Consider the following 18481-nt stretch of genomic DNA (forward strand, 5'->3'; position numbering starts at 1 on the left):
AGGTCGGGGCTGACGATGCCAACGGGTGACTGTGGACGCTTGGGTGGGTGCGGGAAGTTACCTTCGAGTCGGTGGGCGGGTGTTCGTCTTGACCGTGTGGATGGGCGCGCTTAGCCTCGGAACCAGTAAGGGAGCTGTCCACCCGGACGGTTGACATAGCAATCGGGCGGCTGGTTGACCACCGGCCGACCGGACCCGACCGGGCCACGACCCGTCGTGACCCGGGACCACGAGATCGACGCTCGACCGAGCTGAACCGATGGCGGCGACAGTTTCGCCGTTGGATAGGAACGGAACCCGGCGCCCACCGGGTGTTCCGGCATCTGCCGGACCTGGTCGGCGCGTTTCGGCGTACCGTTTTCTCGACCGCTGTGTGGTGATTCCCTTCGACCAAGAGCTGGTCACGCCGTGCGCGTGGCTCGAAGAGGGGAGACGCCGATGCAGCAGCTTTCGGCCCGGCCGGCGATTTCGTTCGCGGCGATGCCCACTGTGACCTCCGTCGGGCTGGTCCTGATCGGGTTGCTGATCGTCGCTCTGCTCGCCTGGATCGGGTTCACCCTCTCGCGCCGCAAGGCCGCCGATGTGACCGCAGCTGTAACCGCGGCCGCGACCGCCGCTGAGGCGAACGCCAAGCTGGAGGCGGCGCATGCGGTCGCCGAGGCGAAGTCCGCCGGTGACCGGGTCCGCCGCGAGGCCGAGGAAGAGGCGGCCGCGCTCCGGAACCGCGCGAAGGATGCCGAGCAGCAGGCCGACGAGTCGCGCCGGTTGGCCGAGGAGCAGCGCCGGCAGGCCGAGGACCGCGCGTCGGAGATCCGGCGGGAGGCGGAGCTGCGGGCGACCGAAGTACGGCGCGAGGCGGAGGGCGAGGCACAGTCGATCCGGGAGGATCTGCGCGAGCAGCGCCTCGAGATGGAGCGGCGCGAGCACCGGTTGACCGAGCGCGAGGAACGCCTGGACGAGCAGCACCGCGGAATCGAGGAACGGCAGAACGAGCTGACCACCCAGTTGGCCGAGCTCGATCGGCAGCGGGCCGAGATCCGCAACCTCGAGGAGGAGCGCCGGCGCATCCTCGAAGGCGTCGCCAACCTGACCAGCGAGCAGGCGAAGGCCGAGCTGGTCGCCTCGCTCGAGGCCGAGGCGAAGCGGCACGCGCACACGATCGTCCGCGAGATCGAGCGGCAGGCGCTGGACGAGGGCGAGACGAAGGCGCGCAAGATCATCACCGGCGCGGTGCAGCGGCTCGCGTCGGAGCAGACCAGCGAGTCGGTCGTGTCCGTCGTCCACCTGCCCAGCGACGACATGAAGGGCCGGATCATCGGGCGCGAGGGCCGCAACATCAGGTCGTTCGAGCAGACCACCGGCGTCAATCTGATCATCGACGACACCCCCGAGGCCGTGCTGCTGTCCTGCTTCGATCCGGTACGCCGGGAGACGGCGCGGCTGACCCTCGATTCGCTGGTGCTGGACGGGCGGATCCATCCGAGCCGGATCGAGGAGATCTACGAACGCAGCAAGGGCGAGGTCGCCGAGTTGTGCGAGCGTGCCGCCGAGGACGCGATGGCCGAGGTCGGGATCACCGATCTGCATCCGGAGCTGATCCGGACGATGGGCCTACTCCGGTACCGCACGTCGTACGGGCAAAACGTCCTCAAACACCTGATCGAGTCGGCCCACATCGCCGGGATGATGGCGGCCGAGCTCGGGTTGGACCCGAAGCTGTGCAAGCGGGGCGCGTTCCTGCACGACGTCGGCAAGGCGCTGACGCACGAGTCCGAGGGCAGCCACGCGATCGTCGGCGCGGAGCTGGCCCGCAAGTACGGCGAGAACGACGATGTCGTGCACTGCATCGAGGCGCACCACAACGAGGTCGAGGTGCGAACGGTCGAGGCGGTGCTGACGCAGGCGGCCGACGCGGTGAGTGGTGGCCGGCCGGGGGCGCGGCGCGAATCGCTGGAGGCGTACGTGCAGCGGCTCGAACGCCTGGAGGAGATCGCCATGCACCACGACGGCGTCGAGAAGGTGTTCGCGATGCAGGCCGGCCGCGAGATCCGGGTGATGGTGCTGCCGGACGCGGTCGACGACATCGCCGCCCAGGTGATGGCGCGCGACATCGCCAAGCAGGTCGAGGAGGAGCTCACCTACCCCGGCCAGATCCGCGTCACCGTGGTCCGCGAATCCCGCGCCACCGAGGTCGCGAAATAGTCTTCGTGTCCCTGTGGAGGACGCCCGTCGTGCGTGAAAATGGGGGTGGTTGCCCGCCGACGTCGTACTCGCTTGGTGCCGGGAGGCCGTGAAATAGTCTGATCGCTGGGAGCGTGTTCTAGGGGCCCGGCATTGATGCCTTGAGCTCGAGAGTTCGCCTCTGTTTCCCCCGTTTCGCTCCCGCGGGCAGCCGCCTGTTCGCGCTGTGAGGGATGGAAGGCGGTGGCGTTGGTGGAGGAGATCACGGCGGAGTCGGAGCGGGTGGTTCAGCGGGTGTGTGCGCTGGATCTGGGTAAGGCGGGTCTGGTGGCGTGTGTGCGGGTGCCGCATGAGACGCGGCCGGAGCGCAGGTTGCAGGAGGTCCGGGAGTATTCGACGGTGACGCGGCAGTTGCTGGAGCTGGCGGACTGGCTGCGGGTGCAGCAGGTCGAGCTGGTGGCGATGGAGTCGACCTCGGATTACTGGAAGCCGGTGTTTTATCTGCTGGAGGCTGAGGGGTTCACGTGCTGGCTGCTGAACGCCACGCATGTCAAGCACCTGCCGGGGCGGCCCAAGACCGATCGGCTGGATGCGGTGTGGCTGGCCAAGGTGGTGGAGCGGGGGATGTGCCGGCCGTCGCTGGTGCCCCCGAAGCCGATCCGGCAGCTGCGCGACGTGGTGCGCTACCGGCGGTCGCTGATCCGAGACCAGACGCGGGAGAAGCAGCGGCTGGAGAAGCTTCTGGAGGACGCCCAGATCAAGCTCACGTCGGTGATCAGCGACCTGCAGGGGGTGTCCGGGCGCCAGATGCTGCAGGCGATGATCGACGGCGAACGCGACCCCAAGGTGCTGGCGCAGATGGCACACGGAAAGATGCGCCGCAAGGTCGGGGTCTTGGAGGAGGCCCTGACCGGGTTCTTCGAAGATCACCACGCCGACCTGTGCCGCCGGATGCTGCGGCGCATCGATGACCTGTCGGCCGACATCGCCTCGCTCGACGCCCGGGTGGAGGAGCTGATCGCCCCTTTCGCCCACGCGGTGGCCACCCTCGATGAGATCCCCGGCGTCGGCGTCCGCGCCGCCCAGGAGATCATCGCCGAGACCGGGGTGGACATGACCGTCTTCCCCACCGCCGCCCACCTGGCCTCCTGGGCCAAGTTCACCCCGATCGACCACAACAGCGCGGGCCGCAAGAAAGGCGGCGGCACCGGCAAAGGGCAACCCGTGGCTGGCCGGCACCCTCGGCGAGGTCGTCGCCAGCCTGGCCCGCACCGACACCTTCCTCGGCGAACGCTACCGGCGCCTGGCCCGACGACGCGGCAAGAAACGCGCCATCGTCGCGGTCGGCAACTCCGTCCTCACCATCGTCTGGCACCTACTCAACGACCCCGACCAGCACTACCAAGACCTCGGATCCGACTTCTACGAGTCCCGGATCAACAAACGACGCCGCGAACGCGACCTCATCCGCCAACTCGAACACCTCACCGGACACAAGGTCACCCTCACCCCAACCGCCGCCTGAACACCCCCGACCACCACCCCAGCCCGAACCCACCGGCCCGGCCCTGCTGCCACGCCCTGGCTGAGCATCATTTTCGAGTTAGCCGGTACCGCGGACGCGGCGCGCGCGTAGTACTGGTGTTGGCCGGGTTAGCTGCCGTACTTCGCTCGCCAGGCGGGGGGTTCGAACGGCGCGCCGTAGATCCGGGTTTCCCGGGCGATCCGGCCGTCGCGGAACTCCACGACATTCGCCACGTAGAAGATGTCGCCACCGTAGTCGGACCGGCCGAACACGACGAAGTGGTCGCCCTCGCCGGTGATCCGATGGATCTCGATCGACGGCGGACTCGGGTACACCTGTTGCATCGCCCGCATCCGGTCCCGCCCCACGATCCGCTCACCGGACTGCGGCATCTCCAGCACGTAGTCCTCGGCCCGCAGTTCGTGCTCAGCCTCCGCCGACAACGCCAACTGCCCATCCATCGGCCACAACCGCTCCAGCAACTCCCGATTCCGATCGGTCATCGTCACTCACCCACCCCTTCGTCAGTTCAGTCTGCGCCAGGAGCGTTCAGCCAGCCTTAAAGCCACTCGCCCACGGTCAGCTCATCGAGTCATACGGCGTCAGCTTCTCCGTCGGATCGCGTCGGCGGCGAGCGCGAGGCAATCGTCGAGATGGCCCCACTGGGTTGCGCCCCAGCGGTCGAGGCCGTCCAGGGCGTCGGTGGTTTCGGCGGCGGAGAGGGCGTGTTCGTGGAGGCGGATCAGGCGGGCGGCGAAGTCTTCCACGGCTCGGCGGAGGAGGAAGAAGGCAAGGAGGTCCTGGTGGACGGGGTGCGGGTAGTGCTCGAGAACAGCCTCGAAGGCCGTCGGCTCGACGGGTTGCTCGCCGTGCAGGAGTAGCGCGAGGTCTTGTTCAGGGGGTGCCAGGTGAGCCGTGTCCCAGTCGAGGACGGCGAGGCGGCCGTCGGGGGAGACGAGGATGTTGTCGCCGGTCAGGTCGGTGTGGCAGACGACGTACCGGCGGGCCAGCCGTCTGGCCGATTGCTGGAGGGAACGCAGCCGGTCGAGTTGGTCGAGGAGCTGGGCACGATAAGGCAGGGCGGCCCGGTCGTCGAAGTGCAGAAGGATCTCGTCGGCGACCGCCACCGAGAAGCGTTCGCGGTACGGGACCGTGTCGCCCGGAGCGAAAGTATGCAACTCGGCCACGACCTGACCGAGCTCTTGCAGCACGTCTTTGGGCCAGGACGGCCAGTTCGGCGGGGTAGCGCCGGACAGATAGGGGAACAGGGCAACAACTCCTGCTCGCACAGCTGCGGACAACATGCCGGAACGGGTCGGCACGGGGTACGGCACTCGGGCCCGGAAGCCGTGCGCGTGGAGTCGTCGTACCAAGGGAAGTCGTCCGACCGCGTCACCGGCGCCGCGTCCACCAGGCCAGAGCTTGACGAAGTACAGCTCGTCGCCGGTCCGTACGACGTAACCAGCCGCGACCCAGCCCACCGGGACGAATTCGAGCGAGTCGATGGCCACGCCGTAGGCGAGCTGGAGGTCGGTCAGCAGGCGAGTTCGATCCACTCGCGGTTCAGTCAGCATGGACTATCAGGCGGGCGTCGCGGCGGTATGCGTCGGCGGCGGCAGGTCAGCGGAAGGCGGCGTGGCCGGTGAGGGCTTGGCCGATGACGAGTTGGTGGACTTCCGAGGTGCCTTCGTAGGTGAGGACGGATTCCAGGTTGTTGGCGTGCCGCATGATCGGGTACTCGCCGCTGATGCCGTTGGCGCCGAGGATGGTCCGGCATTCGCGCGCGATCGCGATCGCCTCGCGGACGTTGTTGAGCTTGCCGACGCTGACTTGTTCCGGGCGGAGCGCGCCCTTCTCCTTGAGCCGGCCGAGGTGGACCGCGAGCAGGATCCCCTTGTTCAGCTCGACGGCCAGGTCGGCGAGCTTGGCCTGGGTCAACTGGTACGCCGACAGCGGTTTGTCGAACACCTGCCGCTCACCGGCGTACGAGATCGCGGTCTCCAGGCAGTCGCGGGCCGCACCCATCGCGCCGAAGATGATCCCGAACCGGGCCTCGTTCAGACAGCCGAGCGGACCCGACAAACCCCTTGCCTCGGGCAACATCGCGCTGCCCGGCAACCGGACGTCGGCCAGCACCAGCTCGGATGTCACCGAGGCCCGCAAGGACAACTTCCGGGTGATCTCCGGCGCCGAGAAACCGGGGGTGTCCGTCGGTACGGCGAACCCGCGCATGCCCTCGTCCGTCCGGGCCCAGACGATCGCGACATGGGCGACCGAGCCGTTGGTGATCCACATCTTCGAGCCGTTCAGGATCCAGTCGTCGCCGTCACGGCGCGCGTTCGTCCGCATGCCGGCCGGGTTCGAGCCGAAGTCGGGCTCGGTCAGGCCGAAGCAGCCGATCGCCTCGCCGGCGGCCATCCGGGGCAGCCACTCCTTCTTCTGCTCCTCGCTGCCGTACTTCCACAGCGCGTACATCGCGAGTGAGCCCTGTACCGACACGAGCGAGCGCATCCCCGAATCCGCTGCCTCGATCTCCAGGCAGGCCAGGCCGTAGGCGACCGGACCGAGACCGGCGCAGCCGTACCCGGTCAGGTGCATACCGAGCAGACCGAGTGACCCCAGCTCCTTGGCGAGATCCCGCACCGGGATGGTGGCGGACTCGAACCACTCCGGCAGGGACGGCCGCAGCCGCTCGTCCGCGAACCGGCGAGCGGTCGCCCTGATCGCGAACTCCTCCTCGGTGAGCAGGGAGTCCACATCCACGAGATCCAGCGAAACGGTCATGGCGTCACGCTATCCCTCACTTGCGGTACCAGGGCCACCACCAGTGTCGCTTGCGGGGATGGCGGATCGTCAGTGAGCTGTGCTGGACGCGACCGGTCACGAGCAGGTGGACACCGCCGGGCTGCGGAGCGGTCACCTTGTTCTTGGTCGAGCTGTGCGACAGGTCGACGTCGTCGACGGTGACGCTCCAGCCCTGCGGCACGATCATGACCACCGAACTGTGCTGCGCGTTCGTCTCCACCTGGACCTCCCGCCGGTGGACCGCCGCATCGGTGAAGTCGAGCCGGACCGAGGAGTGCTCGGCCAGTGCCACCACACGTTCCGGCACGACCCAGGCGCCCTCGCGCTTCTGGGCGCTGTGCGAGGCGCGGATCGTCACCACCGGCGCGCTGCTGCTGTGCGAGATCGGCACCAGGTCGGCGGTCGCGGTGCTCAGCTCCAGCTCCGTCTTGGCCGAGTAGATCTGGGTCAGCCGCTCGTCCAGTTCCTGGAAGTCCAGCCGCCCGTCGCTGTGTGCTTCCTGGACCACGGCGGCGGCTCGCTCGCGGTCGCTGTCAGATGCCCGTCGACCGGGCGGCGGCTGTTCCAGACTCATACGCACAAAGTAGCCCTCCTCAAGGCCCGGTACGCCGACCCGCCGGTCCCGTCGGGCGTCGTACTGACGGTCGCGGGTTATCCACAGATCGCGGTACGGCGGATCGCGGGCGCGACGGGTTACCTGGGACAATGACCGGGTGAACCCGCGAACCGTCGTCATTCTCGGCTCGACCGGCTCCATCGGCACTCAGGCCCTGGAGCTCATCGGGCGGAACCGCGACCTGTTCCGGGTGTGCGCGATCTCGGCCGGCGGGGACAACGTCGGGCTCCTCGCGCAGCAGGCGCTGGCGTTCGGGGTCGAAGTGGTCGCGGTGTCCAAGGCGACCGTGGCGCAGGATCTCCAGCTCGCGTTCTACGCCGAGGCGCAGCGGCAGGGATATGCGCAGGGCGAGTTCCGGATCCCGAAGATCATCACCGGCCCGGACGCGTCGAGTGAGCTCGCGGCGATGCCGTGTGACGTCGTTCTCAACGGCATCACCGGGTCTGTCGGGTTGCAGCCGACGCTGGCGGCGCTGGACGCCGGCAACACGCTCGCGCTCGCCAACAAGGAGTCCCTGGTGATCGGCGGACCGTTGGTCACCAGACGGGTGAAGCCGGGCCAGATCGTGCCGGTCGACTCGGAGCACAGCGCGATCGCCCAGTGCCTGCGCGGCGGCTCGGCCGACGAGGTGCGCAAGTTGCTGCTCACTGCCAGTGGCGGCCCGTTCCTGGGCCGGGCGCGGCACGAGCTCGAAGAAGTCACCGTCGAGCAGGCCCTGGCGCATCCGAACTTCGCGATGGGCCCGGTCGTCACGATCAACTCGGCCACCCTGGTCAACAAAGGGCTGGAGCTGATCGAGGCGCACCTGCTGTTCGGTATTCCGATGGACCGGGTCGACGTCGTGGTGCACCCGCAACAGGCCGTCCATTCGATGGTCGAGTTCTACGACGGGTCGACGCTGGCCCAGGTCTCACCACCGACGATGACGCTGCCGATCGCGCTCGGACTGGGCTGGCCCGACCGGATACCGGACGCCTCGCCGCCGTGGAACTGGGCGGAGGCGAGCAGTTGGCAGTTCCTGCCGCTCGACGACGAGGCGTTCCCGGCGGTCCAGCTGGCCCGCGAGGCCGGTACCCGGGGCGGCACCGCTCCGGCCGTGTTCAACGCGGCGAACGAGGTCTGCGTGCAGGCGTTCCGGGACGGCCGGCTGCCGTTCCTGGCGATCGTCGACACCGTCGCCCGGGTGGTGACCGAACACGACGTACCCTCGTACGAGGAACTGTCCATCGACGACGTGCTCGCCGCGGACGCCTGGGCGAGGGCCCGGGCCCGTGAGCTCACCGCCGCTACAACCGACCAGCGCCAGGAGACCACACAGGCATGACCGCACTGCTCACCCTCATCGGCGTGGTTCTGTTCGTCCTGGGCATCCTCGCCTCGGTCGCTCTGCACGAACTCGGTCACATGCTGCCGGCGAAGGCCTTCGGAATGAAGGTGACCCAGTTCTTCGTCGGCTTCGGCCGGACGGTCTGGTCGACCAAGCGCGGTGAGACGGAGTACGGGCTCAAGCTGATCCCGGCCGGTGGGTTCGTCCGGATCATCGGGATGATGCCGCCGGCCAAGGGCGAGGACCCGTCGAAGGTCCGCAAGGCCAACACGGGGCCGATCCAGTCGATGGTGGAGAACGCCCGCACCGCGGAGTACGAGACCATCACGGCCGAGGACAACGGCCGGCTGTTCTACCAGAAGGTGTGGTGGAAGAAGCTGATCGTGATGGCGTCCGGGCCGCTGGTGAACGTCGCGATCGCGTTCGTCCTCTTCGGCGGGCTGTTCATGTTGTATGGCGCGGGCGTCCCGCAGACCACGATCGCCACTGTGACGGACTGCGTGATCCCGGCGTCGCAGGCCTCCGCGGATCGCAAGTGCCAGGACGGCGACCAGGAGTCGCCGGCGAAGACGGCCGGGTTCAAGGTCGGGGACAAGATCCTGTCCTTCAACGGGACCAAGATCGACAGCTGGGACCAGCTGACTCCGCTGATTCGGGCGAACACCGACAAGCCCGCCGAGATCGTCGTCGAGCGCAACGGTGCGCAGGACACACTGCGCACCAACACGATCATCAACCAGGTGCGGGAAGAGGCCGGCTCGGACAAGTTCGTCTCGGTCGGTTTCCTCGGCGTCTCGCCGGAGCAGAAGGTCGAGCGGCAGGACTTCGCCTTCGTCGTCGACAAGATGGGCGAGCTGACCGTCGCAACGGTCAAGGCCCTGGGCAACTTCCCGGAGAAGCTGGTCGGCGTGGCCAAGTCGATCGTCGGCGGCGAGCGCGACCAGGACAGCCCGATGAGCGTCGTCGGCGCCAGCCGGGTCGCCGGTGAGGTCGCGTCGAACAACGAACTGACCGGTGGTGAGCGGATCGCGTTCCTGGTCTCGCTGCTCGCCTCGCTGAACCTCTTCCTCGCGCTGTTCAACTTCATCCCGCTGCTGCCGCTGGACGGCGGGCACATGGCCGGCGCGATCTGGGAAGGGATCAAGCGCGGGTTCGCCAAACTGCTCGGCCGCCCGGACCCGGGCTACGTGGACGTCGCCAAGCTGCTCCCGATCGCGTACGTCGCGGCCAGCGTCATCGTGGTGATGGGTGTGCTGCTCGTCATCGCCGACATCGTCAACCCGATCCGGCTGTTCAACGGATAACTCAACGGTTAAAGGAAAAATGAGCATCAACCTGGGCATGCCCGCGCTGCCTCCGCCGACCCTCGCCCCGCGCCGCAAGACCCGCCAGATCAAGGTGGGCAAGGTGCTGGTCGGTGGTGACGCGCCGGTGTCCGTGCAGTCGATGACGACGACGAAGACTTATGAGGTCGACACGACACTGCAGCAGATCGCGGAGCTGACCGCGGCCGGCTGTGACATCGTCCGGGTAGCTTGCCCGCACCAAGAGGACGCCGACGCGTTGGCGGAGATCGTGCAGCACTCGCAGATCCCGGTGATCGCCGACATCCATTTCCAGCCGAGGTACGTGTTCGCCGCGATAGACGCGGGCTGTGCGGCGGTTCGGGTGAACCCGGGCAACATCCGCAAGTTCGACGACCAGGTGAAGGAGATCGCCGCCGCCGCGAAGGACCGAGGTACGTCGATCCGGATCGGCGTGAACGCCGGCTCGCTGGACCCGCGGCTGCTGAAGAAGTACGGCAAGGCGACCCCGGAGGCGCTGGTCGAGTCGGCGGTCTGGGAGGCGTCGCTGTTCGAGGAGCACGACTTCCACGACTTCAAGATCTCGGTCAAGCACAACGACCCGGTCGTCATGGTGAAGGCGTACGAGCTGCTCTCCGAGCGGGGCGACTGGCCGCTGCACCTCGGCGTGACCGAGGCGGGGCCCGCGTTCCAGGGCACGATCAAGTCGTCGGTCGCGTTCGGCGCGCTGCTGTCCAAGGGGATCGGCGACACGATCCGGGTCTCGCTGTCCGCGCCGCCGGTCGAGGAGGTCAAGGTCGGCCTGCAGATCCTGCAGTCGCTGAACCTGCGCGAACGCAAGCTCGAGATCGTCTCCTGCCCGTCCTGCGGTCGCGCCCAGGTGGACGTCTACACCCTGGCCGAGCAGGTCACGGCCGGTCTGGAGGGGATGGAGGTCCCGCTCCGGGTCGCGGTGATGGGCTGCGTCGTGAACGGTCCGGGCGAGGCCCGCGAGGCCGACCTCGGCGTCGCCTCCGGCAACGGCAAGGGCCAGATCTTCGTCAAGGGCGAGGTGATCAAGACCGTCCCCGAGTCCGCCATCGTCGAGACCCTGATCGAAGAAGCCATGCGCATCGCCGAGGAAATGGGCGAGGCCGCAGAAGGCGGCGAACCCACCGTCACCGTCAGCTGACCCTTGCCGACGTTCGGCGTACTCCACGACTTCCGGCAGAAGCTGCCGTGGTCGGTCTCCACGGCCACGTACTACGAGGAGTGCCTCGGGCTGATCTCGGAGGCCGAGGAGCTCGGGTACTCCGCGGTGTGGTTGTCCGAGCATCACGGCACCCCGGACGGCTTCCTGCCATCACCGTTGGTGGCAGCCGCCGCGATCGCCATGCGGACCGAGCGGATGTCGATCGGCACCAACGTGCTGATCCTCCCGCTGCACCATCCCCTGCGAGTGGCCGAGGACGCGGCCGTGGTGCATGCGCTCTCCGGCGGGCGGTTGGTGCTCGCGGTCGGCCAGGGGTACGCGCCGCACGAGTTCGCCGCCTTCGGGATCGAGCACTCGCACCGGCCGTCCCGGCTCGAGGAAGGGATCGAAGTGATCCGCCGGGCCTGGCGGGACGGGACCACCGGGTTCCAGGGCCGGCGGTTCGACGTACCGGACGGGCCATTCGAACCACGCCCGCCTGCCGGGGCGCCGATCTACGTGGGGGCGGTCGCACCGACAGCGGTTGATCGCGCGGTGCGACTTGGTGACGGGTTGGTGGTCTACGTGACCGAATACGACGACCTCGCCGCGCGGTACGACGTACTGCTCGAAGCGCTCGCGCAGAACGACAGGGACCGGGCGAGCTTCCCATTCGTGTGGACGACGATGGTGCACCTGGCGGACAGCTCGGACCAGGCCTGGGAGGAAGCCGCGCCGGCACTGGCCTACCTGGAATCGCCGCTGCGTGACGAGCACGTTCAGCCGGCCGATCTACCGCGGGACCGCCTCCTGGTCGGCACGCCGGACGAGGTAGGCGACCTGCTCCAGGAGATCCACGCCGAGGTCCCCTTCGACCACCTGGCCTTCTGGGCCCGCCTCCCCGGCCTCGCCGTCCCCCAATCCCGCCGCTCCCAACAACTGTTCGCCAACCACGTCATCCCACGCCTGACCTGATCTTCTCAGCGGTCTCCGATTGGCCTAGGGTGCCAACGGCCCGCCTCTTCGGGTGGGCCGTCCGTCCGGGAGGCTGACCATGAGAACCAAGATCCTCGCCGTACTCGCCACGGGTGCTGCCGCCTGCGCGGCCACCCTGCCGGCCGCGGCGATCAATTCCTACAACGCGACGCCGGCGCCGGAGCGGACCGAGGTGGGGGCGTTCATGGCGCTCTGGGACAACACGGACGACGGCGTCCCGGACCGGTTCGACTGGGTGTGCAGCGGGACGATGGTCGACCGCGACACGTACCTCACAGCGGCCCATTGCACCGATGACTGGCCGGCCGGGACTCGCTTCTACGTCTCCCTCGAGCAGGATGTCCAGTCACTTCTGGACCAGGCCGCCGCCAACGGCCTGACTCCTGCGCAGACGGCCGCCGCCTTCGTCCAGGCCGGCCATGCGGTCGAGGGCGACCCGCACCAGGATCCCGCGTACCCGGGTAACTCGGCCGACTCGCACGACATCGGCGTCATCGACTTCGCTGGGCGGCAGACGGATCCCGCTGACGTCTGGAGCTTCACCTCGGCGACCTTGCCGACCGCGGGACAGCTTGGTCAGCTTGGGAGTCGCGCTCTGGATGCGGCGTCCTGGGTCGTGGCCGGCTACGGCACACAAGAGGCGCAGCGCGGGCCGGGTGGTCAGACCCATCCGGGTGGTGGCGTGCGGATGAAGGCGCCGGTGGACTTCGACGCGCTCAACAAGACCTGGGTCCGGCTGGCGATGACCGCGCCGCAGGGCAACGGCGGCGCCTGCTACGGCGACTCCGGCGGCCCGAACTTCGTCACCCTCGGCGGCAAGTTGGTACTCGCGGCGACCACCATCACCGGCGACACCCCTTGCTACGCGACCAACGTCACCTACCGCCTGGACACCCCCTCCGCCCGAACCTTCCTCGCCCCCTACGTAAACCTGCCCTGACGGGAGATCCATCCAGCGGCATCAAATTGCTGCTGGTTCAGGTGTACGAACACAGCGTCAGTTGGTGCCTGATGTGTCAATCGCTTGGGGCTTCGGTGAAGCCTTCCTTGGTGTATCCTTCAAGTCATGACGCGCATCTCAGTAGACGTGAATGACGAGTGGCTCGACGCCGCTCGTGAGGTGCTGGGCACCGACAGCAAGGTGGCGACCATCAATGCCGCCCTCAGGGAGTTCGCGGTCCGCAAGCAGGCCAAGGAGCTCATCGCGGCACTAGACGCCGTCGAGATGGACTTCACGGGCTCGGCGGAGGCCTGGCGGTACGGCGGCGGGCGTGACCTCAGCAAGCTGGCGGAGCGAGCCCGTGAGGACCGCTCCGCATGATGGCGGCCGCCGCCTACCTGGCAGACACCTCGGTCTTCGTGCTCCGATCCCGGCATCAGGCGGTCAAGGAACGGTTTGATCGGCACCTCCTGGAAGGGCGCTTGGCGTTTTGTCAGATGGTGCTGCTCGAATGTCTGAACAACGCACCGGACCCGAAGGCTTACGCAAGGCTTTCGGGTCTCCTGAAGAACCAGCGCTGGGTCGACGTCACCGCTGAGGTTATGGACCGGGCCGTCGAGGTGCATGGCGAACTGGCCAAGCGGAGCCAGCATCGGAGCTTTGCGCTCCCCGACCTGATCATTGCGGCGACTGCCGAGCTTGCTGGGCTGACAGTTCTGCATTACGACGAGGACTACGAGCGGATCGCCAAAGTGACTGGGCAGCCCGTTGAGTGGGTGGCTCCCAAGGGTTCCCTGTGATGGTGATCTCGTGACGGCTACCCTCTGCGGGTGAGTCGGTACTTGGTGGTCAGTGCTATTGCGGGTGAGGCGAAGTATGTGCCTGAGGGGATTCCCGTGGTGGTGACGGGAGTGGGGAAGACGGCGGCTGCGGTGGCGACGGCGCGGGCGTTGGCCGGCATCGACACGACCGACCTGGTTGTGCTGAATGTCGGTACTACGGGGGCGTTGCGGGACGGGTTGAGTGGGTTGTATCTGCCGAGTGAGGTGATCAACCACGACCTCAACGCGGACGCGATCCGAGCGATCGGGCTGGATCCGATGGAGTCGTTGCCGATCGACGGTGGGGACGGGACGGTGTTGGCGTCAGGGGATGTGTTCGTCACCGATCCGGCGATCAGGGCGCGGTTGGCGGAGCGGGCGGATCTGGTGGACATGGAGGCGTATGGAGTCGCGTTCGCCTGCCGTCAGTTCGGCGTACCGGTTCGGCTGGTGAAGCATGTGTCGGACGCTGCCGACGAGGCCGCGATGGATTGGCCCGCACTGGTCGACGCCAGCGCCAAGGTCCTGGGGGAGTGGGTCCGCGCCGAGACCAGCCGCTCGGCGTAGGCTGGGTTGACCTTGACCCTGGGGGCAAGGTTTAGCGTCGGGGTGAGGAGGCGGGATGCATATCAGCGACCTGGCGGCCGAGGCCGGGGTGACCGTGAAGGCGGTTCGGTACTACGAATCGCAGGGGTTGCTCAAACCGCGGCGGGAAGCCAACGGGTACCGGGCCTACACCGAACGGGATGTCGTGGTGGTCCGCGAGGTGAAGGCGTTGCTGAGCCTCGGGCTGACCGCCGAGCAGACGTATCCGTTCATCGAGTGCCTGCGGGCCGGGAACGAACGGGCCGATGTCTGCCCGGCGTCGCTGACCGCGTACCGGACCCGGATCGCGGAAGTGGATCAGCGGATCGTCGAGCTGACCGAGTTGCGGGCCAAGCTGACCGATCTCCTCGCCGATGCCGAGAGCTGGAGAACGGGAGCAAGATGACGAAACTGCAGTCGGTCGACGACACGACCTTCGACGAGCTGGTCCTGCGTGCGGACAAGCCGGTACTGGTGGACTTCTGGGCCGAGTGGTGCCCGCCGTGCCACCAGATCGTGCCGGTGCTGGAGCAGATCGCCGCGGAGCGCAAGGATCAGTTGACCGTCGTGAAGCTGAATTCGGACGAGAATCCGGTGGTCCCGTCCCACTATCGGGTGATGGCGCTGCCGACGCTCATGCTGTTCCACCGGGGCGAGCTGATCTGGTCCGTCGTCGGTGCCCGGCCGAGGGCGTGGCTGAACAAGGAACTCGACGACGCCCTGCTGACCGCCGTCTGACAGCAGCGCGACCACAGCCCTCTGACGCCGGGCGCCGTCAGAGGGCTGTGTGCTGGAAGAAGACCGCGCGCCACTCGCCGCCGGAGCGATTCCACACCGTGCTCGCATACGCCGGCAGTTGCATCTCGTTGCCCTGGACAAGGGCCGTGACGTCGACCCGGTAGGTGACGATCGCGTTGTCGTCGTCCAGTTGGATGACGCGTTGCTCGGACAGCTCGGTCTTGAGGTAGGGGTTCTCGTTCGCGGCGGCCAGCGAGACCGCCTGCGCCTTGTCCAACGTGCCGTACTTGCTCACCCCGAACGCGTCGTCGCGCAGGTACTGCGCCCAGAAGGCGGCGTCACCCTCCCGGTTGGCCTGCCACATCCGCTCCTCGAGTTCCAGCAACGTCTCCGTGATCGTCATCGCACGCCTCCTGTAACTGGTTATACCGGTATCCAACACCGAATATAGTGGTTACATGACGCCAGGAGCAAGACGGTTGACCTCGCGGGACGGGGGCAGTCACATCTTCGATTCGGGCAGCTTCGCGCTCGAGTTGTTCCTCACCGGCGGCCCGCCGCCGTGGGACCGGTACGAGATCCTGCATGAGCCGGCCGACCTCGCCGCGTGGTTGCCCGAGTCGCATCTCGCCCTGGAGTTGCCGCTCGGAGTCGACGACTTCCGGATCACGGCCAGGGACTTCGCCAAGTTCAAGGAGTTCCGGCAGGCGTTGTGGCGGATCGTCCCGGGTCTCACGGGTAGCCCCAAGCAGCTGCCTGGAGTAGACCCGGCCACCGCCGCGGATCTGCAGATCGTCAACGACGCGGTCGGCCCGATGCCGCGGCCGCAGGTGTCCAGCAACGGTGAGAAGCGCTGGGAGACCCCGGTCACCGGGGCTCAGGTGCTCTCGATCGCCGCCCGCGAGATGGTCGACTTGATCGGCACCGACAAGGCCAAGCGGGTCCGGATGTGCGAGGGGGGCAACTGCTACCTGATGTTCTACGACACCTCACGCCCCGGGAACCGGCGCTGGTGCTCGATGCAGCGCTGCGGCAACCGCCACAAGGTCGGCAACTACCGCAGCCGCCACTACGAGTGATCGCTGAGCTGATACAGCTCGACCAGGACGCCGTGCGGTCCGGCGATGTACGCGGATGTGCTCGATAGCTGTCTAGGATGCTAGCATCCTAACCATGACCGGAGAGGTTGCCAAGAAGGCGCAGTTCAACGTCTATCTGCCGCCGGACCTGATCCGCCGGGTGAAGCACAAGGCGATCGACGAGGGTGCGAGCCTGTCGGCACTGGTCGAGCAGGCCCTGACCGAGTACCTGGACAAGCACGGAGAGGCGCGAGGATGAACGACGTGGTGATCCGTCCGCTGCGGTTCAGCGATGACATACAGGCGATGCGGGCGTTCCTGGAGACGCTCGGACTGCGCTCGCGGATCGAGTCCGAGCGCGGCGGCTGGGTCGACATGGTCGCCGGCCGTGGCATGGTCGCGCTGCACGATGCCGCGACCAGTTCCACCGGCGGCAAGGCCGGCGACACCCGGTTGTCCTTCGAGGCCGACGACATCGACGAGCTGATGGAACGCCTCCTCGCCGCCGGATACCAGGACACGAACGTGTGGGATGAGGCGTACGGCCGGGTGCTCTCGGTCGTCGTTCCCGGCAACCTCACCATCTGGGTCGACGAACGCAACGACGATCTCTACGGCTACAAACTGCATGACGCGCACCCCGACAGCCGCTGGTCCGTCAAGCCGTTCCTGACCGGCGCCGAACAGCCGACCTGCCAGCGTTTCCTGGAGGTCCTGGGCAGCGCCGATGACGTGTACTACGGACCGCCCGCACCCGAGTTCGGCGTACGGCTCGACCTCCAAACGACGGAAGACCTCGACGAGGTACTACGGCGGCTCGCGGCGACGGGGTACGAGGCCAGGCTGGACGAGGACGGCCTCACCGCGACCGATCCGGACGGCCAGATTGTGCGGGTGCACCGATGATCGCCGTACGACGGGCCGGGCGCGACGACATCGACGCGGTTCGTGAAGTCGGGCTGAAGACCTGGCCGGCCGCGTACGCCGGGATCGTGTCGCCCGAGTTCATCGTCGACGGGCTCGCGCAATGGTGGTCCGTCGAGGCGGTCGAGCGCGGGATCGCCAACGGCATCACGCTGATCGCCGAAGACGAAGACGAAGACGCGGACGAGGATCGAGCCGTCGGCATGGTCGGGCTCGGTCAGGAGGAGGGCTTCTGGGTGATGTGGAAGCTCTACGTCCTGCCGGAGTACCAGGCGAGGGGTGTCGGCAAGGCACTCCTGGATGCGGCGATCGAGGCACTCCCCGAAGACGCGAACGAGTTGCTGCTCGACGTACTGGTCGGCAACGCCAAGGCGATCGGCTTCTACCGCAAGAACGGATTCGGACCGGCCCAGCGCAAGCCGTCCAGAGATCTCGGTGCCGACCTGATGTGGATGAGCCTTGACCTCTAGTGTCCCGTTAGCGCGTGTCGCGTGGAGCTCGCCGGTGCGGCGACTCGCGGGAGGGGGTGACCCTGTCCGCGCCTGAGACCGCGGAATCGGCTAGGTTCTGCCCGTGGGTGTACGGGTACTGGGTCCTCGCGACCTGCCGGCAGCAAGGGCCGTCATCGCCCGGGATCCGGTCGTGAACGTGTTCGTGGACAGCCTGGTGCAGGCGTCCGGGCTCGATCCGCGCCGTGGTGCGGAGGTCTGGGGATACGTCGAGAAGGGCGAGATCGAGGCGCTCTGCCACGCCGGCGGCAACATGGTGCCGGTCGGGGCCGACGAGGCCGCGCTGCGGTCCTTCGCGGCGTACGCGCTGCGCCGGGGCCGGAACTGCTTCCAGATCCTTGGTCCGGCGCGTGCGGTCGAGCAGCTCTGGACCGCGCTCGAACCACAGTGGGGGCCTGCCCGCGAGGTGCGCGACGACCAGCCGTTCATGGTGATCGACGGGCCGCCTACGATCGCGCCGGATCCGCTGGTCCGGGCGGTCGAACCCGTCGACCTGTCGATCCTGTATCCGGCCTGCGTGGCGATGTACACCGAAGAGGTGGGGGTGCCGCCGCAGACCGGGCCCGACGGTACGTTCTACCGGTCCAGGGTGGCCGAGCTGATCCGGGCCGGCCGGGCGTTCGCGCGGATCGAGGACGGCAAGGTTTTGTTCAAGGCCGAGGTCGGTTCGGTCGGGACCGGGGTGTGTCAGATCCAGGGGGTCTGGGTGGATCCGTCGCGGCGGGGTGAGGGTCTGGCGGCGCCCGGGATGGCGGCCGTGGTGGAGATGGCGCGGCGGATCGCGCCGGTGGTGACGTTGTACGTGAACGCGTTCAACACGCCCGCGCGGGCGGCGTACGAGCGGGTCGGGTTCCGCACGATCGAGACGTTCGCGACGATCCTGTTCTGAGGCTGAGGGCTCACCGTGATGCTGCGGTGACTGTTGGTGAGGTTTGCTGAACGGCAGCGCCGCCCCGCCCA

Annotated in this window: 21 protein-coding genes and 1 pseudogene; 17 read left to right on the forward strand and 5 right to left on the reverse strand. The window is 67.7% G+C overall.

Features of this window, described 5'->3' with window-relative positions:
* Window positions 1-438: 438 nt before the first annotated feature.
* Together rny and EV643_RS46900 are read left to right on the forward strand one after the other, a co-directional pair.
* The gene (gene rny / locus EV643_RS12805; protein ID WP_133800245.1) at window positions 439-2202 is read left to right on the forward strand and encodes a ribonuclease Y; all 1764 of its coding nucleotides are present in this window, start codon (window positions 439-441) and stop codon (window positions 2200-2202) included.
* Window positions 2203-2475: 273 nt separating this feature from the next.
* Window positions 2476-3345: pseudogene (locus tag EV643_RS46900) on the forward strand (IS110 family RNA-guided transposase); the annotation flags it as partial.
* Window positions 3346-3834: 489 nt separating this feature from the next.
* Here EV643_RS46900 and EV643_RS12815 read toward each other — a convergent pair.
* The 4 genes from EV643_RS12815 to EV643_RS12830 form a co-directional block, all read right to left on the reverse strand.
* Window positions 3835-4209, reverse strand: coding sequence for a nuclear transport factor 2 family protein (locus EV643_RS12815; protein WP_133800246.1), 375 nt, complete (start codon window positions 4207-4209; stop codon window positions 3835-3837).
* Between the two features lie 99 nt (window positions 4210-4308).
* The gene (locus EV643_RS12820) at window positions 4309-5262 is read right to left on the reverse strand and encodes a phosphotransferase (protein ID WP_166665429.1); all 954 of its coding nucleotides are present in this window, start codon (window positions 5260-5262) and stop codon (window positions 4309-4311) included.
* Between the two features lie 64 nt (window positions 5263-5326).
* Window positions 5327-6490 carry an acyl-CoA dehydrogenase family protein gene (locus EV643_RS12825; protein ID WP_133800248.1) on the reverse strand — a complete coding sequence of 388 codons (1164 nt, stop codon included), beginning with the start codon at window positions 6488-6490 and terminating at the stop codon, window positions 5327-5329.
* Between the two features lie 16 nt (window positions 6491-6506).
* Window positions 6507-7085: a DUF1707 SHOCT-like domain-containing protein gene (locus EV643_RS12830; protein WP_133800249.1), complete on the reverse strand. Its 579-nt coding sequence runs from the start codon at window positions 7083-7085 to the stop codon at window positions 6507-6509.
* 139 nt (window positions 7086-7224) lie between these two features.
* On the opposite strand from EV643_RS12830, the gene dxr reads away from it, so the two are divergent.
* The 10 genes from dxr (at window position 7225) to trxA (ending at window position 15009) form a co-directional block, all read left to right on the forward strand.
* Entirely contained in the window at window positions 7225-8451 is a 1227-nt protein-coding gene (gene dxr, locus EV643_RS12835; protein ID WP_133800250.1) for a 1-deoxy-D-xylulose-5-phosphate reductoisomerase, read from the forward strand.
* Window positions 8448-9758, forward strand: coding sequence for a M50 family metallopeptidase (locus tag EV643_RS12840; protein ID WP_133800251.1), 1311 nt, complete (start codon window positions 8448-8450; stop codon window positions 9756-9758). Before dxr ends, EV643_RS12840 begins: the two co-directional genes overlap by 4 nt.
* Window positions 9759-9777: 19 nt before the next feature.
* Complete coding sequence (gene ispG, locus EV643_RS12845) at window positions 9778-10929, forward strand: flavodoxin-dependent (E)-4-hydroxy-3-methylbut-2-enyl-diphosphate synthase (RefSeq protein ID WP_133800252.1); 1152 nt, start codon at window positions 9778-9780, stop codon at window positions 10927-10929.
* A gap of 3 nt (window positions 10930-10932) precedes the next feature.
* On the forward strand, window positions 10933-11904 hold the full coding sequence (locus tag EV643_RS12850; RefSeq protein ID WP_133800253.1) for an LLM class flavin-dependent oxidoreductase: 972 nt from the start codon (window positions 10933-10935) through the stop codon (window positions 11902-11904).
* A gap of 79 nt (window positions 11905-11983) precedes the next feature.
* On the forward strand, window positions 11984-12865 hold the full coding sequence (locus EV643_RS12855; protein ID WP_133800254.1) for a trypsin-like serine protease: 882 nt from the start codon (window positions 11984-11986) through the stop codon (window positions 12863-12865).
* 126 nt (window positions 12866-12991) lie between these two features.
* Window positions 12992-13246, forward strand: a complete 255-nt coding sequence (locus EV643_RS12860; RefSeq protein WP_133800255.1) for a type II toxin-antitoxin system VapB family antitoxin — start codon at window positions 12992-12994, stop codon at window positions 13244-13246.
* On the forward strand, window positions 13243-13665 hold the full coding sequence (locus EV643_RS12865) for a PIN domain nuclease (protein ID WP_133800256.1): 423 nt from the start codon (window positions 13243-13245) through the stop codon (window positions 13663-13665). Before EV643_RS12860 ends, EV643_RS12865 begins: the two co-directional genes overlap by 4 nt.
* Window positions 13666-13695: 30 nt before the next feature.
* Window positions 13696-14253 (forward strand): nucleosidase, encoded by a 558-nt coding sequence (locus tag EV643_RS12870; protein ID WP_133800257.1) that lies wholly within the window; start codon window positions 13696-13698, stop codon window positions 14251-14253.
* 55 nt (window positions 14254-14308) lie between these two features.
* Window positions 14309-14677: a MerR family transcriptional regulator gene (locus EV643_RS12875; RefSeq protein ID WP_133800258.1), complete on the forward strand. Its 369-nt coding sequence runs from the start codon at window positions 14309-14311 to the stop codon at window positions 14675-14677.
* Window positions 14674-15009, forward strand: a complete 336-nt coding sequence (trxA, locus tag EV643_RS12880; RefSeq protein ID WP_133800259.1) for a thioredoxin — start codon at window positions 14674-14676, stop codon at window positions 15007-15009. The genes EV643_RS12875 and trxA overlap by 4 nt, the downstream gene beginning before the upstream one ends.
* Window positions 15010-15046: 37 nt before the next feature.
* On the opposite strand, the gene EV643_RS12885 is transcribed toward trxA, so the two are convergent.
* Window positions 15047-15412, reverse strand: a complete 366-nt coding sequence (locus EV643_RS12885) for a nuclear transport factor 2 family protein (RefSeq protein ID WP_133800260.1) — start codon at window positions 15410-15412, stop codon at window positions 15047-15049.
* 55 nt (window positions 15413-15467) lie between these two features.
* Between EV643_RS12885 and EV643_RS12890 the strand changes: the two genes are divergently transcribed.
* The 5 genes from EV643_RS12890 (at window position 15468) to EV643_RS12910 (ending at window position 18410) form a co-directional block, all read left to right on the forward strand.
* Window positions 15468-16088 (forward strand): CGNR zinc finger domain-containing protein, encoded by a 621-nt coding sequence (locus EV643_RS12890; RefSeq protein ID WP_133800261.1) that lies wholly within the window; start codon window positions 15468-15470, stop codon window positions 16086-16088.
* 94 nt (window positions 16089-16182) lie between these two features.
* Window positions 16183-16347 carry a ribbon-helix-helix domain-containing protein gene (locus EV643_RS12895; RefSeq protein ID WP_133800262.1) on the forward strand — a complete coding sequence of 55 codons (165 nt, stop codon included), beginning with the start codon at window positions 16183-16185 and terminating at the stop codon, window positions 16345-16347.
* On the forward strand, window positions 16344-16994 hold the full coding sequence (locus EV643_RS12900; RefSeq protein ID WP_133800263.1) for a VOC family protein: 651 nt from the start codon (window positions 16344-16346) through the stop codon (window positions 16992-16994). The genes EV643_RS12895 and EV643_RS12900 overlap by 4 nt, the downstream gene beginning before the upstream one ends.
* Complete coding sequence (locus tag EV643_RS12905) at window positions 16991-17482, forward strand: GNAT family N-acetyltransferase (protein ID WP_133800264.1); 492 nt, start codon at window positions 16991-16993, stop codon at window positions 17480-17482. Before EV643_RS12900 ends, EV643_RS12905 begins: the two co-directional genes overlap by 4 nt.
* A gap of 103 nt (window positions 17483-17585) precedes the next feature.
* On the forward strand, window positions 17586-18410 hold the full coding sequence (locus tag EV643_RS12910) for a GNAT family N-acetyltransferase (RefSeq protein ID WP_133800265.1): 825 nt from the start codon (window positions 17586-17588) through the stop codon (window positions 18408-18410).
* Window positions 18411-18481 lie beyond the last annotated feature (71 nt).

The sequence above is a fragment of the Kribbella caucasensis genome, assembly GCF_004361855.1.
Classification (GTDB): Bacteria; Actinomycetota; Actinomycetes; order Propionibacteriales; family Kribbellaceae; genus Kribbella; species Kribbella caucasensis.

Coding starts and splice junctions, on each gene's coding strand:
- EV643_RS12860 (WP_133800255.1), top strand. CDS start 12,992: ATGACGCGCATCTCAGTAGACGTGAATGACGAGTGGCTCGACGCCGCT.
- rny (WP_133800245.1), top strand. CDS start 439: ATGCAGCAGCTTTCGGCCCGGCCGGCGATTTCGTTCGCGGCGATGCCC.
- EV643_RS12905 (WP_133800264.1), top strand. CDS start 16,991: ATGATCGCCGTACGACGGGCCGGGCGCGACGACATCGACGCGGTTCGT.
- EV643_RS12900 (WP_133800263.1), top strand. CDS start 16,344: ATGAACGACGTGGTGATCCGTCCGCTGCGGTTCAGCGATGACATACAG.
- EV643_RS12815 (WP_133800246.1), bottom strand. CDS start 4,209: ATGACCGATCGGAATCGGGAGTTGCTGGAGCGGTTGTGGCCGATGGAT.
- trxA (WP_133800259.1), top strand. CDS start 14,674: ATGACGAAACTGCAGTCGGTCGACGACACGACCTTCGACGAGCTGGTC.
- EV643_RS12875 (WP_133800258.1), top strand. CDS start 14,309: ATGCATATCAGCGACCTGGCGGCCGAGGCCGGGGTGACCGTGAAGGCG.
- EV643_RS12890 (WP_133800261.1), top strand. CDS start 15,468: ATGACGCCAGGAGCAAGACGGTTGACCTCGCGGGACGGGGGCAGTCAC.
- EV643_RS12895 (WP_133800262.1), top strand. CDS start 16,183: ATGACCGGAGAGGTTGCCAAGAAGGCGCAGTTCAACGTCTATCTGCCG.
- EV643_RS12865 (WP_133800256.1), top strand. CDS start 13,243: ATGATGGCGGCCGCCGCCTACCTGGCAGACACCTCGGTCTTCGTGCTC.
- EV643_RS12825 (WP_133800248.1), bottom strand. CDS start 6,490: ATGACCGTTTCGCTGGATCTCGTGGATGTGGACTCCCTGCTCACCGAG.
- EV643_RS12885 (WP_133800260.1), bottom strand. CDS start 15,412: ATGACGATCACGGAGACGTTGCTGGAACTCGAGGAGCGGATGTGGCAG.
- ispG (WP_133800252.1), top strand. CDS start 9,778: ATGAGCATCAACCTGGGCATGCCCGCGCTGCCTCCGCCGACCCTCGCC.
- EV643_RS12830 (WP_133800249.1), bottom strand. CDS start 7,085: ATGAGTCTGGAACAGCCGCCGCCCGGTCGACGGGCATCTGACAGCGAC.
- EV643_RS12855 (WP_133800254.1), top strand. CDS start 11,984: ATGAGAACCAAGATCCTCGCCGTACTCGCCACGGGTGCTGCCGCCTGC.
- EV643_RS12840 (WP_133800251.1), top strand. CDS start 8,448: ATGACCGCACTGCTCACCCTCATCGGCGTGGTTCTGTTCGTCCTGGGC.